Origin of the sequence: Streptomyces sp. NPDC001315 (genome assembly GCF_042896175.1) — a bacterium.
GTDB lineage: Bacteria > Actinomycetota > Actinomycetes > Streptomycetales > Streptomycetaceae > Streptomyces.
Genome location: NZ_JBIAWZ010000007.1, coordinates 214,603 through 231,457 on the forward strand (window position 1 = coordinate 214,603; position 16,855 = coordinate 231,457).

The following is a 16,855-nucleotide window of genomic DNA, read 5'->3' on the forward strand; positions in this document are numbered from 1 at the left end:
TCAGTCGACGGCCTCCACGGATACGGCGCCGCCCGCCATCGCGAGCCCCAGCGTCCGCTCGTCCGCCTCTTCCTTGGTGTACGACGCCGTGACCCGGCCCTCGTACATCACCAGCACCCGGTCCGCGAGTCCCCGGATCTCGCTCAGCTCGGCCGAGACGAGGAGGACGGCGTGACCGGCGTCGCGGTAGGCGATCAGCTGGTCGTGGATGTTCTGGATGGCGCCGATGTCGACACCGCGCGTGGGCTGCTCGACGAGCAGCAGCGGTGCGTCATGGGCGAGTTCGCGGCCGATCAGCAGCTTCTGCAGATTGCCGCCGGACAGCGCGGAGGCGGGCACCTCGGGGGTGGACGCCTTGATGCCGAAACGCTCGATCAGGCGCCGGGCATGGGCCCGTACGGCCGTCGGCGGCAGCACGCCGCGCGACGACAGGGACGTACGGTGGTGGCCCATCGCCAGGTTGTCCGCGACCGACGCGGCGGGCGCCGTACCGACCGTGTGCCGGTCCTCGGGGACGTAGGCGAGCCCCTGGGCGCGCCGCTCGGTCGCCGAGGCGTGCGTGATGTCCCGCCCCGCGAGGGTGACCCGCCCGGCCGTGACCGGTCGCAGTCCGGCCAGCGCCTCGACGAGCTCGCTCTGCCCGTTGCCTGCTACGCCGGCGATGCCGACGATCTCCCCGGCGCGGACCGCGAGGTCGACGTCGCGCACGGCGTCCGTGCCCAGGCCCGTCACCTCGAGCACCGGCGCACCCGGCGTGCCCGGCGCGTGGATCCGGTCCAGTTCGACCGCACGGCCGGTCATCGCGGCCGCGATCTCGTCGGCGGACGTCTCGGCGGTGACCAGCCGGGCGACCACCCGCCCGTCCCGCAGCACCGTCACGTTGTCGCTGCCCTCGAGGACCTCGCGCAGCTTGTGGGTGACGAGGATCACCGTACGGCCCTGCGCGGTCAGTGACTTGAGCACCGCGAACAGGGCGTCCGCCTCGGCCGGAGTGAGTACGGCCGTCGGCTCGTCGAGGATCAAGGTACGGGCGCCGCGGTGCAGCAGTTTGAGGATCTCCACGCGCTGCCGCAGACCCACCGGCAGCTCCCCGACCCGGGCGTCCGGGTCGACGGCGAGCCCGTGCTCCTCGGCGAGTGCGCGCACCCGGCTGCGGGCCGCGGCCCGGTCCACCAGGCCGAAACGGCGCGGCTCGGCGGCGTAGACGACGTTCTCGGCGACCGTCAGGGAGTCGAACAGCTTGAAGCTCTGGTGGACCATGCCGAGTCCGGCGGCCATGGCGTCACCGGGGCTGCCGAAGGAGACGTCGGCGCCGTCGATGCGGACCGAACCGGCGTCCGGGCGCTCCATGCCGTACAGGACGGACATCAGCGTGGACTTGCCCGCGCCGTTCTCACCCATCAGGGCGTGGATCTCACCGCGGTGGACGGTCAGGTCGACGGCGTCGTTGGCGAGCGTGCCGGGGAACCGCTTGGTGATTCCCCGGAGCTCGACCGCGACGCCGGTGTCAGCTCGCGGCGGGGTCATCGACCGTCAGCTCTCCGGACACGATCTGGTCGCGCAGCGCCTCGACCTTCGTCAGGACGTCCTTGTGGTCGGCGATCACGCACTTCGAGGAGTCCACGCCGTCCTCCAGACCGGTGAGGCTGATGCCGCCCTCCTTCAGGCCGTACGAGACGGTCGTGCCGGTCTTGCCGCCGAGGACGCTCTCGATGCCCTTCTCCACGGCGATGTCCGTGCGCTTGATCACGTTGTCGACGACCGTGCCGGGCGCCGAGGGGCACTGGTTGACGTCGACGCCGTACGCGTACGCGCCCTTGGCCTTCGCGGCCTCGAAGACGCCGTAGTTGCCGGCCGCCGCGGCCGCCATGATCTGGTCGTAGCCCTTGGACAGCAGGGTGTTCGCCTGCTCCTTGGCGCGCGCCGAGTCGTCGAACGGGGACTGGCCGCCGACGAAGCGCGTGGAGGTCTCCGTCGTGGCGGCGACCTTCTTGGCGCCGGCCGCGAACGGGTCGCTGTAGCGGCGGAACTGGGGCGTGTCGAGCACGTCGACGGCGCCGACCTTGCCGCTCTTGCTCAGCAGGCCCGCCTCGGCACCCGCGAGGTAGACACCCTCGTGCTCACGGAAGACCGCGCAGCTGACGTTCTTGTACGTCTTGGTGGTGCAGGCGTCGATGATCAGGAACTGCTGCTTCGGGTTCTTCTGCGCCTGCTGGGCGACGATGTCGGCGAACTCGAAGCCGACGAGCACGATGACGTCCGGCTTGGCGTCGACGGCCGCCTGCACGTTCTGCTGCTGGGAGGCGGTGTCCGTGGACTCGTACACCTTCTGCGTCCCGTCGTGCTGCTTCGCCGCGTTCTTGATCCCGGTTTCGGCGAGCTTGAGGAACTCGTTCTGTCCCACGGCGTCCGGCGTGACGAGGGTGAAGGACGTGCCGCTGCCGCCCGAGCCGGCGGCGGAGTCGTCCTTCTTCGCGGCGGCGTTGCACGCGGTGGCGAGGAGGGCGGTGCCGGTGGCGAGCGCGGCGAGCTGCAGGGTGCGGCGGTGTCTGCGGTGCATCGGGGACCTTCCGGGTACGGCAAGGGGCGCTCCGCGGTGAGCGCATGAGGGTGAGTGACCTGGCGACGGGCGGGCTGAGGGGGACGGCTCAGCGACGACAGCAGTCGCCGGCGCAGCGGCCGAAGTCGAGGAACCGGCGCCTGGTGAGCGGCACATGTCCTCCTGCGTCGTCTCGGCCTGCGGGATGGGGGTGTCGGCCCGTGGAATACAGGTGCTGGACTTTAACACCGGTTTACGGCCAACCGCCCGGCCGTCTCGAACTGTGGTTCTCCGAGGTCATGTACGGTGTCGGACACCATCGGAACATCAGGAGTGTCCCGTTATGTCCCAGGAACTGCGCGCCGTCGAGTGGACCGGAACCGGCCTCGCGCTGATCGACCAGACCCAGCTTCCGCACCGCACCGAGACGGTCGACGTCCGCGATGTGGACACTTTGGTCGATGCCATCCAGCGCCTGGTCGTGCGCGGCGCGCCCGCGATCGGGGCGGCGGGCGCGTACGGCGTCGCGATAGCCCTGCTCCAGGGTGGGCGCGAGGGCTGGTCCGAGGCTCAGGTGCGCGCGGCGGTGGCTCGTATACGTGAGGCCCGGCCGACCGCCGTCAACCTGATGGTGGGCGTGGACCGGGTCATGACCCGCTTCGGCGAGGGCCTCGACGCGGTGCTGGAGGAGGCCGCCGCCGTCCAGCGCGAGGACGTCGAGGCGAACCGCGCGATGGGCGCGCACGGCGCGGACTGGCTGCTGAAGAAGGCCGGCGTGGACCGGCCGCTGCGGATCCTGACGCACTGCAACACGGGTGCACTGGCGACGGCCGGCTGGGGCACGGCACTCGGCGTCGTCCGCGAACTGCACGCCCGCGGACAACTGGAGGTCGTCTACGCCGACGAGACGCGCCCGCTGCTCCAGGGATCGCGCCTGACGGCCTGGGAGCTGGTCCAGGAAGGCATCCCGCACTACGTCCAGGCCGACGGGGCCGCCGCCGGCACCATCCTGCGCGGCGAGGTCGACGCGGCGATCGTCGGCGCCGACCGGATCGCCGCCAACGGCGACACGGCCAACAAGGTCGGCACGGTGGGCGTGGCCCTGGCGTGCGCGGATGCGGGCATCCCGTTCCTGGTCGCGGCGCCCACGACGACGGTCGACCTCTCGACGCCCACCGGCGACGACATCCACATCGAACTCCGCGGCGAGGCGGAGGTGTTGGAGTGGGCAGGGGTGCGGACGGCACCGGCCGAGTCGCGCGGGCACAACCCGGCGTTCGACGTCACGCCGGGGCGGCTGGTGACCGGCCTGGTGACCGAGCGCGGGGTGCTGGAGGTGTCGGCGGGGGAGCTGCCGGGAGAGCGGCTGCGGTAGGGGCTGTTCGAGTGGGACCCGGCGGGTGCCCGCGCGCTCGCGCCGGGCACCCGCAGCTGTGCGGCTGCCGCCGCGGCTAACGCTGGGTCAGCTCCAACTCGAGCAGCCATTCCACCACTTCGGTGTGGTGCCGCGCCTGCCGCGGGTTGTCGCCCCACACGTACAGCCCGTGCCCGGCGACGACCACCGCGGGCATCCGGGGATCGCGGGCCGCCTCCAGGCGGTCGCCGAGCACCTTCATGTCCTGGCTGTTGGTGATGACCGGCAGCGTCACCTCGACGTCGTGCGCGGGCTGGCCGACGCCCTTGAGCATCTCCAGGTCCTTGAGGACGATCCCGCCGGGCTCGCGGCGGCCCATCGCCACGGACGCCACGGTGTGCACGTGCACGACCGCACCGGCGCCGGTGAGGGCGGCCACGCGCGCGTGCAGCTCGGCCTCGGCGGACGGCTTGCCCCCCTGCACGGCGGCACCCCGACCGTCCACCAGCACCACGTCCGCGGGCGTCAGTTCGCCCTTGTCGTGGCCGCTGGCGGTGACCGCGAGCCGCAGCGGATCGCGGGAGAGCACCACGGACAGGTTGCCGGACGTGCCGCGCATCCAGCCGAAGCCGGCGAAGCGGGCGGACTCGGCGGCGAGGACCGCCCCCGCCTCCTCCAGGTCGTGTCGGCTGATCTCGGCGGTCATGTGGTGCTCCTGGAAGTGCTGATGGTGATCTCGTCGAACGTCCCCGCCTGCGCGTGGTCGCCGACGCCCTGCTCGTAGTACGGCTCCCCGGGCCGCCGGATCCCGACGGCCCGCCAGCCCGCCGTGCGGGCCGCGTCCAGCTCGCCCGGCCGGTCGGAGAGGAAGAGCAGGCGGGAGGGGGCGATGCCGGTCGACTCCGCGATCCGGCGGTACGACTCCGGCTCCTGCTTGGGGCCGGCGTTCTCGGTGTCGTACAGGCCGGAGACCAGGGGCAGCAGGTCGCCCTCGGGGGTCGAGGAGAACCAGGCGCGCTGGGCGGCCACCGACCCGGACGAGTAGACGTACAGCCGCAGGCCCGCCGCGTGCCATGCGCGCAGGGCCGGCACGACGTCGTCGTAGAAGTGGGAGACGAGGTCGCCGCGGGCGAAGCCCTCCGACCAGATGATGCCCTGCAGAGTCTTCAGCGGGGTCGCCTTGCGGTCCTCGTCGAGCCAGGCGTCGAGGGTCTTCTCGATCGCGGCCGCGTCGGCGTCCGGGTCGCCGGTGAGCTCCCGCACCTGTGCGACGGCCCGCGCCACCTCCGGATCACCGCTCCGTTGCGAGAGCAGTGCTCCGAAACGGGAGCGCGAGTACGGGTACAGCACGTCCACGACGAAGCCCGTGGCGCTCGTGGTCCCCTCGATGTCGAGCACCACGGCGTCCACGTCGAACCGCTGGTTGTGCAGCGTCACGCGGTGGCCTTGTCCTGCTCGTAGCCGGCCGAGATGGTGTCGTAGTCCGGGAAGCGGGAGGCGATGGGGGAGCCGGTGAAGTTGCCGATCCAGCCGTCCTCCTCGTGGAAGAAGCGGATCGCGGTGAACGAGGGCTTCGTGCCCATGTCGAACCAGTGCGTGGTGCCGCGCGGCACGCCCAGCAGGTCGCCCTTCTCGCAGAAGACGGCGTGCACCTCGCCGTTCACGTGCAGGTAGAAGATGCCGGAGCCGGAGACGAAGAAGCGGACCTCGTCATCGTCGTCGTGGGTGTGCTCCTGGAGGAACTTCTCGCGGGCCGCCTTCGCCTTCGCCGGGAACTCCGGGTCGTCGCTGGGGTGCAGGCCGAGGACGTCGACCGTGGTGAAGCCCTCCTCGGCGTTCAGCTTGTCGATCTCGGGGCCGTACGCGGCGAACACGGCCGCGCTGTCGGCGTCGAACGGGACGTCCTCGCGGACCGGCCACTGCTCGTAGCGCACACCGAGCGGCTTGAGCGCCTCCGCGATCTCGGCGGGGTCCGAGGTGCGGCGCACCAGAGTGTCGGGGCCGGACTCGGCCCACGTCGTCAGCAGGGTCATCGGAGCAACTCCAGGAGGCTGGGAGGGGAGTCCGGATACCGAGACGAGCACCGGACGGCGGGGAGCGGGACGGGCGGCGGCGAGCAGCGGGTCAGCCGTGACACGTCGCGCCGATACAGCGCCGCATGCGGGGCATGCGCAGCGCCGTCGCGCGGGGAGTCGTCATCGGGGCCTCACTGTGCCGGGTCGGGTGCCGGTCCCGTGATGGTAACGCCAGCCGACCAGGCAACCTGGTGTGACGAAGTCGTTGTCTCACTTTCTGAGATAGCAGTCCCATTTCTTTGACGCATGGCTGAAATCGTTCTCATGATCTGTGCATGAAGATGCTGCTGCTCGTGCGGCGGCTGTACGTGGATTTGCTCCGGTCGACCACGGCCAGCTGTCGCTGACCTCCCCCCCCGGAGCTCCGGCGCCCCCGATGCCGCGAGGCCGGCCACCTGACCGCACGGTGGCGTGTTCCTTTCCCTCGCTCCGGTCCCGGTTCGTTCCCTCTCTCCCCTCTGCGTCACCCCTGCACCTGGAGCCCCCCATGTCCCGTACTCGTCTGCCTCTTGCCGCGCTCTCCCTGGCCTCGGTCTCCGCCCTGTTCCTCGCCGGCTGCTCGCAGTCCACGGACGCCTCGAAGGACACCGGCGACACCGCCGCCTCGGCCTCGGCGGCCACCGGCAAGAAGCCCGCCCCGTTCAGCAACGGCACGGTCAAGGTGGCCCTCGTCCGACAGAGCGGCGCCGGCGACTACTTCGAGCAGTGGGGCAACGGCGCCAAGGCGCAGGCCAAGGCCCTCGGCATCGACCTGACGGTGTACGACGCCCAGGCCGACAACGCCAAGCAGGCCACCGACCTGTCCTCGGCCATCAACTCCGGCGCGCAGGCGATCATCATCGACCACGGCTTCCCGGCGACCATCCAGCCGGAGATCGACAAGGCCGTGAAGAAGGGCATCAAGGTCGTCGTCTACGACGTGGAGACCTCGACCAAGGGTGTCGTCAGCACCGAGCAGGACGACGCCAGCATGGCCCAGGCCGTCCTCGACGTGATGGCCAAGGAGCTCGGCAAGGACGCCAAGGTCGGCTACGTCAACGTGGCCGGTTACGCCGCCCTCGACAAGCGGAACACCGTCTGGAAGAAGACGGCCGACGCGCAGGGCTGGAAGCAGCAGTTCAAGGTCGGCAAGGTCACCGACTCCACCGCCACCGACAACGTCCCGCTCGTCTCCGCCGCCCTCACCCAGCACTCGGACGTGACCGGCGTCTTCGCCCCCTATGACGAGCTCGCCAAGGGCACCGTCCTCGCCGTCCAGAACAAGAAGCTCCAGGACAAGGTGAAGGTCTTCGGCGCGGACGTCTCCAACGCCGACATCCAGAACATGACCGCCGCCGACAGCCCGTGGGTCGCCACGGCGGGCACCGACCCGTCCGCGGTGGGCGCGGCCGTCGTCCGTACCACCGCCCTGGAGCTGGCCGGTCAGTTGAACAAGACGTCCGTGGAGTTCCCGGCCGTCGCCATCACGCAGGACTTCCTGCGTGAGAAGAAGATCGAGAACATGGACCAGCTGCGCGAGGCGCTGCCCGCGCTGAACCTGTCCCAGGTCAGCACCGCGGACTGGATCTCGAATGTCGCCCACTGACAGCGGTCGTGAAACGGCGGCCGTCGCGCTGCGCGACGTCGGCATGGCGTTCGGCGGCAAGACGGTGCTCGCCTCCGTCTCGCTCGACATCGCCCCGGGCAGCGTGGTCGCGCTGCTCGGCGCGAACGGCGCCGGCAAGTCCACGCTGATCAAGATCCTCTCGGGCGTCCACACCGACCACCGAGGCGAGATCCGCGTGGACGGCTCGGTGGTGGCCCTTCAATCCCCTCTGGCCGCCCGGCAGTTGGGTATCCAGACCGTGCACCAGCGCATCGGCGAGGGCATCGTGCCCGGCCTGTCGGCCGCTGAGAACCTGGTCTTCGAGGAGCTCGCGCAGCGACGCGGCAACCCGTTCCTGAACGGCCGCCGCGTCCTGGCCCGCGCCCGCGAGATCCAGGCCGCCCTCGGCCTGGACTGGAGCGACGCCGTGCTCAAGGGCGACGTCACCGAACTCGGCATCTCCGACCGGCAGCTGCTGATCCTGGCCCGCGCCCTGGCGACCCGCCCGCGCCTGCTGATCCTCGACGAGCCGACCTCGGCGCTGTCCGCCGCCGAGGCCCAGCGCCTGTTCGCACTCGTCGAGAAGATGCGCGACGACGGCATCGCGGTCCTGTACGTCTCCCACCGCCTCGGTGAGATCGACGCCCTGGCCGACCGCCTGGTCGTCCTGCGGGACGGCCGTCTCACCGAGGACCAGACCAGGCCCTTCGACTGGGACAGCGCACTGCGCGCGATGCTGGCCCAGGCCCAGGAGGCGACGACGGCCCGGCCGCAGCACGTCAACGAGCACGGCCAGGCCGTCCTCGCCCTGCGCGGCGTCCGCCTTTTCGAAGGCCGCGCCCCGCTGGACCTCGACATCCGCGCCGGCGAGGTCACCGGCGTCGTAGGCCTGCTGGGAGCGGGCAAGACCGAGCTGGCCCGTGGCCTGTTCGGCGCCGAGCCCTTCGCCACGGGCGCGGTCGAGCTGGCCGGCAAGCCCTACAAGCCCCGCCGCCCGGCCGACGCCATCCGGGCCGGCGTCCACCTCGTCCCCGAGGACCGGCACGCCGACGCCCTCGTCCCCGGCTGGTCGCTGGCGCAGAACATCTCGCTGCCGTTCCTGAAGTCCCTGTCCACCGCCGGGCTCGTGAACCGCTCGAAGGAGGACGCCCTCGGCCGCGACACCATCGCCGCCCTCGGCGTCGTCACCCGCGACGAGCACAGCACCGTCGAGGAGCTGTCCGGCGGCAACCAGCAGAAGGTCGTCGTCGGCCGCTGGCTCGCCGAGACCCCTCGCGTCCTCATCCTGGACGAGCCGTTCCGAGGCGTGGACATCGGTGCCCGTCGTGACATCGGCCGCCGGGCCCGTGCCCTGGCCGCCGAGGGCGCCGCCGTCCTCGTCCTGTCCGCCGACGTCGACGAGGTCCTGGAGGTGGCCGACCGGGTCGTCGTCCTCGCCGCCGGTGAGGTCCACCTCGACGCCTACGGCGAAGACGCGGAACGCGACCGCGTGATCCAGACCATCTCGGCGTCCGTGTGACCCCGGCCCTCCCAGGAAGTACGCCATGACCACCACCCAGAGCACCGAGGTCCCCACCAAGGCGGCGACCCCGCCCGCGACCTCCACCGCCCTGCGCGTCCAGAACGCCGTCATCAAGTACGGCTTCATCTTCGTCACGGTCGCGCTCTTTTTGTACTTCGCGCTGAGCGAGGGCTCCTTCCGCGAGTCGGCGACCCTCCTCGACACCCTCCGGTACGTCTCCGTCGCCGCGATCCTCGGCCTGGGTGTCACCCTCACCATGGCCGTCGGCGGAATGGACATGTCCGTCGGCGCGGTCGCCGGACTCGGTGTCTCCGTCGCCGCTCAGACGATGGTCGTCTTCAACCAGGTCGGCACGGTCGCCATCCTCGCCGTGCTCGCGGCGGGAGCACTGGTGGGTCTGCTCAACGCCCTGCTGATCGTGGTCCTGAAGATTCCCGACATGCTGGCCACCCTCGGCATGCTCTTCGTGATCCAGGGCAGCAAACTCGTCCTGGTCGACGGCCAGTCCATCACGCCCGGCATGACCATGTCCGACGGCAGCACCGCGCCCGGCAGGTTCACCGCGGGCTTCCTGCGCATCGACCGGGGCACCGTCCTCGGCATCCCGATCTCGGTGCTGATCTTCGGCGGGCTCACCGTCGCCGCCTGGGTCTTCCTCGCCCGCACCCGCTGGGGCCGCGTCCTGTACGCGATCGGCGCCAACCCCGAGGCGTCCCGCCTGGCCGGCATCCGCGTCGGCGCCTACCGCTGCCTGGCGTACGTCATCTCCGGCGTCCTCGCCTCGGTCGGCGGCCTCATCCTGGCCAGCCGCATCGGGCAGGGCGATGTCTCCGCCGGCACCTCGCAGCTGCTGGAGGCCGTCGCCGTCGCACTGGTCGGCACGTCGGTGCTCGGCCGTGGCCGTCCGAACGTGTGGGGCACGGCCCTGGGAGCGGTGCTGATCGGCATCATCACCACCGGCCTGACCATCAAGGGCCTGCCGTACTACACGCAGGACGTCGTCGAGGGCGCGGTCCTGATCCTCGCCCTGGTCTTCAGCTTCACCCTGTCCAAGCGCCGCACTTCCTGAGGAACCCGAGGAAACCCATGGGCTACCGCATCCTGGAGACCGACGACATCCCCGCCTACCTGAACGAGCGGGGCCACTGGGAGGACCTGGCCGACATCCAGGTCCGCGAGGTCTCCGACGGCAACATGAACCGGGTCTTCCTCGCCAGGTCCGGCGACGGTACCCGCAGCCTGGCCGTCAAGCAGGCCCTGCCCTGGGTCCGCGTCGCCGGCCCCTCCTGGCCGATGAACCCCGACCGCGCGGACGCCGAGGCCCGCGCCTACGAGCAGGTCGCCGAGGTCGCCCCCGACAAGATCCCGGCGATCCACGGCTACGACCCCGAGAACTACACGCTCGTCATGGAGGACATGTCCGACCTCCAGGTGCTGCGCACGCTCCTCAACGAGGGCGCCGCCTACGGCCCGCACACCTCCGCCCGGATCGGTGAGTTCGTCGCCCAGTTCTCCTTCGCCACCAGCGACTTCGGCATGCCGTCCGCCGAACGCAAGGCGCTGGTCGCGGCCTCCGTGAGCCCCGAACTCTGCAAGATCACCGAGGACGTGGTCCTGTCCGAGCCGTACCTCGAGCACGAGCACAACCACTGGCACCCCGGCCTCGACGACCTGGCCGCCGAGTTCCGCGCCGACGCCCGCCTGCGCACCGAGGTCGCCGACCTCCGCCACACCTTCATGACGAGCGGGCAGGCCCTCCTCCACGGCGACCTGCACACCGGCAGCGTCATGGTCGGCGAGCGCGCCGGCCTCCCCGTCGTACGGGTCTTCGACCCCGAGTTCTCCTTCGTCGGCCCGATCGGCTACGACCTCGGCCTCTACTGGGCCAATGCGCTGGTGTCGGAGGAGCGGGCCCGTGCCCTGGGGGCGCTGTCCGACCACGCCGAGCAACTCCGCCTGTCCTGGGACGCCTTCGAGGCCGAGTTCCGCCGCCTGTGGCCGACCCGCGTCGACACCTTCTTCGACGACGCCTACCTCGACCGCTTCCTGCGCCGCGTCTGGACCGAGTCCCTCGGCTACGCCGGCACGGAGATCGTCCGCCGCATCATCGGCTTCGCCCACCTCACGGACCTGACGACCCTGCCGGACCCGGTGCCGGCGTCCCGGCGGGCACTGCTGCTCGGACGCGAACTGATCCTGCGGCGCGAGGAGTTGACCACACCGGAGCACATCCGGGCACTCGCCTGACGGCCGTCGGGCCAGTCCGTTCCGGCACGTGAAAGGGGCGACTCCGACGGAGTCGCCCCTTTCACGGTCCCGGCCCCCATAGGGGGAGGGGCCGGTCCTCGGTGGTGCCGGCCCCGGTCAGGGGAGGGGGCCGGCGCGAGGTCTGCTTCCTCGTCGAGCAGGTCACTTCTTGTCGAGCAGGTCCTGGACCTTCGCGCGGACCTCGTCCGTGGCCAGGCCGCGGATCGTCAGCGTCGTACGCCGGCGCAGCACGTCGTCCTGCGTCTCGGCCCACTCGTTGTCCCGGGCGTAGACGACCTGCGCCCAGATCTCCGGTGCGTCCGGGTGGACGCGCTCGCCCAGCTCCGGGTTCTCGTTCGCCAGGCGGGCGATGTCGAACGCCAGCGAACCGTAGTGCGTGGCCAGGTGCCTGGCGGTGTCCGCCGCCATGCGCGGGCCCGGCGCCGGGCGGTCGACGAGCAGGCGGTGGGCGACCGCGCGCGGGTTGGCGACACCCGGCAGCGGCAGCTTCTTCGGCAGCGAGGCGATCGGCTCGAAGTCGTCGCCCAGCGGGTGGCCCGGCAACGCCTCCAGCTTCTGCATCACCGTACGGCCGATGTGGCGGAAGGTGGTCCACTTGCCGCCCGCGACGGACAGCATGCCGCCCTTGCCCTCGGTCACCACGGTCTCGCGCTTGGCCTTGGCGGTGTCGCCGGGGCCGCCCGGCAGCACGCGCAGACCCGCGAAGGCGTACGTGATCAGGTGGCGGTCGAGCTGCTGGTCGCGGATGGAGAACGCGGCCTCGTCCAGGATCTGGGCTATGTCCTTGTCGTTGACCGCGACGTCCGCCGGGTCGCCCTCGTACTCCTCGTCCGTCGTGCCGAGCAGCAGCATGTCCTCCCAGGGGAGGGCGAAGGTGATGCGGTACTTGTCGATGGGGGTCGCCAGCGCGGCCTTCCACGGCGCGGTCCGCTTCAGGACCAGATGCGCGCCCTTCGACAGACGGATCGACGGCGCTGCATTCGGGTCCTCCATACGGCGCAGGTGGTCCACCCACGGGCCGGTCGCGTTCAGTACCAGGCGGGCGGTCACGCCGAACTCGTCACCGGAGAGACGGTCGCGCAGCTCGGCGCCCGTCACCCGGCCTTTGGTGAAGCGCAGGCCGGTGACCTCGGCGTGGTTCAGCACGACGGCGCCGGACTCGACGGCCGCACGGACCGTCATCAGCGCCATCCGGGAGTCGTTCATCTGGTCGTCGCCGTACACGGCGACGGCCTTGAGGTTGTCGGTGCGCAGCTCGGGCACGTCCTGCGCGGCCTTCGCCGGGCTGAGCAGGTGGCCCACGCCGTCACCGAACGCGGAGAGCGCGGAGTAGGCGAAGACGCCCGCCCCGAGCTTCGCGGCGCCGTGCGGCCCGCCCTTGTACACGGGGAGGTAGAACGTGAGCGGGTTCGCCAGGTGGGGGGCCACCTGGCGGGAGACCGCACGGCGCTCGAAGTGGTTCTCCGCCACCAGCTTCACCGCGCCGGTCTGCAGGTAGCGCAGACCGCCGTGGAGCAGCTTGGAGGAGGCTGAGGAAGTGGCGCCGGCGAAGTCGCCGGCGTCGACCAGGGCCACCCGCAGACCGGACTGCGCGGCGTGCCAGGCGGTGGAGATGCCCAGGATGCCGCCGCCGATCACGAGAAGGTCGTACGACGCCTTGGAGAGCTGCTCCCGGGTCTCGGCGCGGCTCGGGTTGGAGCCGGAGGCCGGGCGCGTCCCCAGGGCAGGCACGGACTGCAGGGTGAGCTGACTGGTCATGTGCGGTTCTTACTCCTCGTCCTCGAGCCAGCCCATGGTCCGCTCGACGGCCTTGAGCCAGTTCTTGTACTCACGGTCGCGGTGCTCCGCGTCCATGCGGGGGGTCCACTCGGCGGCCCGGCGCCAGTTGGCGCGCAGGTCGTCGGTGCTGGTCCAGAAGCCGACGGCGAGACCGGCGGCGTAGGCGGCGCCGAGGCAGGTGGTCTCGGCGACCATCGGGCGCACCACGGGGGCGTCCAGGAAGTCCGAGAGGGTCTGCATCAGCAGGTTGTTGGAGGTCATGCCGCCGTCGACCTTGAGGGCCGCGAGCTCGACGCCCGAGTCCTTGGTCATGGCGTCCGTGATCTCACGGGTCTGCCAGGCGGTGGCCTCCAGGACGGCGCGCGCGAGGTGCGCCTTGGTGACGTACCGGGTCAGGCCGGCGATCACACCGCGGGCGTCGGAGCGCCAGTACGGGGCGAACAGACCGGAGAAGGCCGGCACGAAGTAGGCGCCGCCGTTGTCCTCGACCGAGAGCGCGAGCGTCTCGATCTCGGCGGCGGTGGAGATCAGGCCCATCTGGTCGCGCATCCACTGCACCAGCGAACCGGTGACGGCGATCGAACCCTCGAGGGCGTAGACCGGCTTCTGGTCGCCGATGCGGTAGCCGACGGTGGTCAGCAGGCCCGAGTACGAGTTGATGATCTTCTCGCCGGTGTTCAGCAGCATGAACGTGCCGGTGCCGTACGTGGACTTGGCCTCGCCCTCGGCGAAACAGGTCTGGCCGAACAGGGCCGCCTGCTGGTCGCCGAGCGCGGACGCGACGGGGATGCCGCCGAGCAGGTCGCCCAGCTTGCCGCCGGTGACCTCGCCGTAGACCTCGGCGGAGGAGCGGATCTCGGGCAGCATCGACAGCGGGACGCCGATGGACTCGGCGATCTTCTCGTCCCACTCCAGCGTGTGCAGGTTCATCAGCATGGTGCGGGAGGCGTTGGTGACGTCGGTGACGTGGTGACCGCCGTTGACACCGCCCGTCAGGTTCCAGATGACCCAGGTGTCCATGGTGCCGAAGAGGATGTCGCCCGCCTCGGCGCGCTCACGCAGGCCCTCGACGTTGTCGAGCAGCCAGCGGGCCTTGGGGCCGGCGAAGTAGGAGGCGAGGGGCAGACCGGTCTCGCGGCGGAAGCGGTCCTGGCCCACGTTGCGGCCGAGCTCCTTGCAGAGCGCGTCGGTGCGGGTGTCCTGCCAGACGATGGCGTTGTGGACGGGCTCACCGGTGTTCTTGTCCCAGAGCAGCGTGGTCTCGCGCTGGTTGGTGATGCCGATGGCCTTGATGTCGTCGCGGGTGATGCCGGCCTTCGCGACGGCTCCGGCGACGACCTCCTGGACGTTGGTCCAGATCTCGGTGGCGTTGTGCTCGACCCAGCCCGGCTTCGGGAAGATCTGCTCGTGCTCCTTCTGGTCGACGGAGACGATACGGCCGTCCCGGTCGAAGACGATGCAGCGGCTGGAGGTGGTGCCCTGGTCGATGGCAGCGATGAAGGGGCCGGCGGTGTGCGCGTCGGTCACTGTGTGCTCCTGAATGGTCCGTGGGTGAGGGCTGTATGTACGGCGCGTGCTCTGAGGCTCGGTACTCGGTGTGAAAGCCGGCTGCTCTTAAGCAAAGAACGCGTTGTATATGCCTGCAGCGAGCGCTCCGCCGATCAGCGGACCGACCACGGGGATCCAGGCGTAGCCCCAGTCGGAGCCGCCCTTGTTGGGCAGGCGCAGGATCGAGTGCACGATGCGCGGACCGAGGTCACGGGCCGGGTTGATCGCGTAGCCGGTCGGGCCGCCGAGCGACAGACCGATCGAGACGACCACGAGCGCGGTGATCAGGGCGCCCAGGTTGCCGAGGCCGTTGCCCTTGTCGTTCAGGCCCTGCGTGAGCACGGCGAGCACCAGCACCACGGTGCCGATGATCTCCGTGGCGAGGTTCTGCCACACCACCCGGATCTCCGGACCGGTGGAGAAGACGCCCAGCACCGGGCCGGCGCCCTTCTCCTGGGCCTCGACGGCCTTCACCTTGGTGGCCTGCGCACCAGGACCGCCGACGATCTCCTTGTCGGTGAGGTGCGCGTGGAACTGCCCGTAGTAGGCGACCCAGACCAGAGTCGCGCCGATCATGGCGCCGAGGAGCTGTCCGCCCCAGTAGGCCGGAACGTTGCTCCAGTCGTTGTCCTTGATCGCGAGTGCGAGCGTGACCGCCGGGTTGAGGTGGGCGCCGGACAGCGGCGCCGAGGTGTAAACAGCCGTCAGAACGGCGAAACCCCACCCGAAGGTGATGGCGAGCCAGCCGGCGTTGCGGGCCTTGGAGGCCTTCAGCGTGACGGCGGCGCAGACGCCACCGCCGAGCAGGATGAGTATGGCGGTACCGATGGTCTCGCCGATGAAGATGTCGGAGCTGGACACCCGCGACTCCTTTGTCCTTCGTCCAGGGCTGGAACTCCCGGGTCCCTCCGGGGTTCCGGCGCCCTCGGGGGTGAGAGCGATGCCGGCCTTGGCGTTGTCACACTCTAGCGCGTATTGCCGGTAGGTGTTCGACAATGCCGACCGATGGACGGGAGTCTTGTCCCGGCGCACGCATGCGTCAAGGGTTCTGTTATCGAAAGCGCGATCGTTATTGATCGCCATGGGCTATCGATCTTGAGGGCGGGCGCGTACGGCAGCGGCATCGGCACCCAGCGTGCTGAACTGGGTGTTTATCCCGCTTTGCGTATCAGGGCATGGCTGAGGCCGGAGCGCCACCCGGCGTTCCGGCCCGTTGATGTGTACGGCGCCTCAGAACCGCCCGGCGCCCAGGTCCCGCGACACCGCGCGGGCGCAGTCCCGTACCGCCGCGATCAGTTCGGGGCGCAGTTCCCCGTCCCGGCCCAGCCGCTCCACGGCGCCGGTGATGCCGACCGCGCCGACCGGCATGCGCCGCCGGTCGTGGATGGGCGCGGCGATGGACGCGACGCCCTCCCAGGTCTCCTCGACGTCGGCCGCGTACCCGCGCGCGCGGGTGAGGTCGAGGATGTGCTCGAACTCCCCCGGCTCGCACACGGTCCGGTCCGTGAACGCCTTGCGGTCGGCCTCCAGCGCCTCGCTGTGCGCCACCGGGTCGTACGCCGACAGCACCTTGCCCAGGGCCGTGGAGTGCAGCGGCTGCATGGCCCCGATCTCCAGCACCTGCCGGCTGTCGTCGGGCCGGAACACGTGGTGCACGATCAGCACGCCCTGCTGGTGCAGGACGCCCAGATGCACGCTCTCCCCGCTGGAACGGGCCAGGTCGTCCGTCCACACCAGGGCGCGCGCCCGCAGTTCGTGCACGTCGAGATAGGTGGTGCCCAGCCGCAGCAGCTCGGCGCCCAGCTGGTAGCGCCCGGAGGCGTCGTCCTGCTCCACGAAACCCTCCTGCTGGAGGGTGCGCAGGATGCCGTGCGCGGTGCCCTTGGCGAGGCCCAGGGACGAGGCGATGTCCGACAGGCCGAGGCGTCGCTCGCCGCCCGCGAGCAGCCGCAGCATCGCGGCCGCCCGTTCGAGCGACTGGATGTTCCGTGCCATCGCCGTCCTGCCTCCGTCCCCTTGACCGACAAAGCGCGGCCTCTGCTGCCGACGTTCGGCAATGTCGAACACTACCGGTCCATGCCGACCTCCCGCTAATGGTCGGCCGGTACCTGTTACGTCACTCGCCTCCCGGGAGTGACCAGGACGTCATCCTCGTCCGCCCCGTGGACGCCCCTGACCATAAGCC

At 70.7% G+C, this 16,855-nt stretch carries 14 protein-coding genes; 5 read left to right on the plus strand and 9 right to left on the minus strand.

The genetic code is table 11. The features are described from left to right. Together ACFY16_RS21705 and ACFY16_RS21710 are read right to left on the minus strand one after the other, a co-directional pair. The gene (locus tag ACFY16_RS21705; protein ID WP_390648782.1) at positions 1–1,527 is read right to left on the minus strand and encodes an ABC transporter ATP-binding protein; all 1,527 of its coding nucleotides are present in this window, start codon (positions 1,525–1,527) and stop codon (positions 1–3) included. Next, on the minus strand, positions 1,508–2,560 hold the full coding sequence (locus tag ACFY16_RS21710) for a BMP family ABC transporter substrate-binding protein (protein ID WP_390648783.1): 1,053 nt from the start codon (positions 2,558–2,560) through the stop codon (positions 1,508–1,510). Before ACFY16_RS21710 ends, ACFY16_RS21705 begins: the two co-directional genes overlap by 20 nt. Positions 2,561–2,882: 322 nt before the next feature. Here ACFY16_RS21710 and mtnA point away from each other — a divergent pair, with 322 nt between their 5' ends. Beyond that, positions 2,883–3,914, plus strand: a complete 1,032-nt coding sequence (gene mtnA, locus ACFY16_RS21715) for an S-methyl-5-thioribose-1-phosphate isomerase (protein WP_390648784.1) — start codon at positions 2,883–2,885, stop codon at positions 3,912–3,914. Positions 3,915–3,990: 76 nt separating this feature from the next. On the opposite strand, the gene mtnB is transcribed toward mtnA, so the two are convergent. The 3 genes from mtnB to ACFY16_RS21730 are packed head-to-tail and all read right to left on the minus strand — an operon-like array spanning position 3,991 to position 5,926. Further along, positions 3,991–4,599, minus strand: coding sequence for a methylthioribulose 1-phosphate dehydratase (gene mtnB / locus ACFY16_RS21720; RefSeq protein WP_390648785.1), 609 nt, complete (start codon positions 4,597–4,599; stop codon positions 3,991–3,993). Next, positions 4,596–5,330, minus strand: a complete 735-nt coding sequence (gene mtnC / locus ACFY16_RS21725; protein ID WP_390648786.1) for an acireductone synthase — start codon at positions 5,328–5,330, stop codon at positions 4,596–4,598. Before mtnC ends, mtnB begins: the two co-directional genes overlap by 4 nt. Continuing rightward, positions 5,327–5,926: an acireductone dioxygenase gene (locus ACFY16_RS21730; RefSeq protein WP_390648787.1), complete on the minus strand. Its 600-nt coding sequence runs from the start codon at positions 5,924–5,926 to the stop codon at positions 5,327–5,329. The genes mtnC and ACFY16_RS21730 overlap by 4 nt, the downstream gene beginning before the upstream one ends. A 529-nt stretch (positions 5,927–6,455) precedes the next feature. On the opposite strand from ACFY16_RS21730, the gene ACFY16_RS21735 reads away from it, so the two are divergent. From ACFY16_RS21735 to mtnK, 4 genes are read left to right on the plus strand one after another with little or no spacing between them, the layout of a single operon-like run. Beyond that, complete coding sequence (locus ACFY16_RS21735) at positions 6,456–7,553, plus strand: substrate-binding domain-containing protein (RefSeq protein WP_390648788.1); 1,098 nt, start codon at positions 6,456–6,458, stop codon at positions 7,551–7,553. Next, positions 7,540–9,072 (plus strand): sugar ABC transporter ATP-binding protein, encoded by a 1,533-nt coding sequence (locus tag ACFY16_RS21740; RefSeq protein ID WP_390648789.1) that lies wholly within the window; start codon positions 7,540–7,542, stop codon positions 9,070–9,072. Before ACFY16_RS21735 ends, ACFY16_RS21740 begins: the two co-directional genes overlap by 14 nt. A gap of 25 nt (positions 9,073–9,097) precedes the next feature. After that, a complete protein-coding gene (locus ACFY16_RS21745) occupies positions 9,098–10,144 on the plus strand; it encodes an ABC transporter permease (RefSeq protein WP_390648790.1) in 1,047 nt (348 codons plus the stop codon). Between the two features lie 17 nt (positions 10,145–10,161). After that, entirely contained in the window at positions 10,162–11,322 is a 1,161-nt protein-coding gene (mtnK, locus tag ACFY16_RS21750) for an S-methyl-5-thioribose kinase (RefSeq protein WP_390648791.1), read from the plus strand. A gap of 162 nt (positions 11,323–11,484) precedes the next feature. Here mtnK and ACFY16_RS21755 read toward each other — a convergent pair whose 3' ends face one another. The 4 genes from ACFY16_RS21755 to ACFY16_RS21770 form a co-directional block, all read right to left on the minus strand. After that, positions 11,485–13,101 carry an FAD-dependent oxidoreductase gene (locus ACFY16_RS21755; RefSeq protein WP_390648792.1) on the minus strand — a complete coding sequence of 539 codons (1,617 nt, stop codon included), beginning with the start codon at positions 13,099–13,101 and terminating at the stop codon, positions 11,485–11,487. A 9-nt stretch (positions 13,102–13,110) separates the two neighbouring features. Then, entirely contained in the window at positions 13,111–14,649 is a 1,539-nt protein-coding gene (gene glpK / locus ACFY16_RS21760; RefSeq protein WP_390648793.1) for a glycerol kinase GlpK, read from the minus strand. Positions 14,650–14,736: 87 nt separating this feature from the next. Next, positions 14,737–15,531, minus strand: coding sequence for an MIP/aquaporin family protein (locus tag ACFY16_RS21765; RefSeq protein WP_351144045.1), 795 nt, complete (start codon positions 15,529–15,531; stop codon positions 14,737–14,739). A 369-nt stretch (positions 15,532–15,900) separates the two neighbouring features. Further along, positions 15,901–16,665, minus strand: coding sequence for an IclR family transcriptional regulator (locus tag ACFY16_RS21770; protein ID WP_390648794.1), 765 nt, complete (start codon positions 16,663–16,665; stop codon positions 15,901–15,903). Positions 16,666–16,855: the final 190 nt, after the last annotated feature.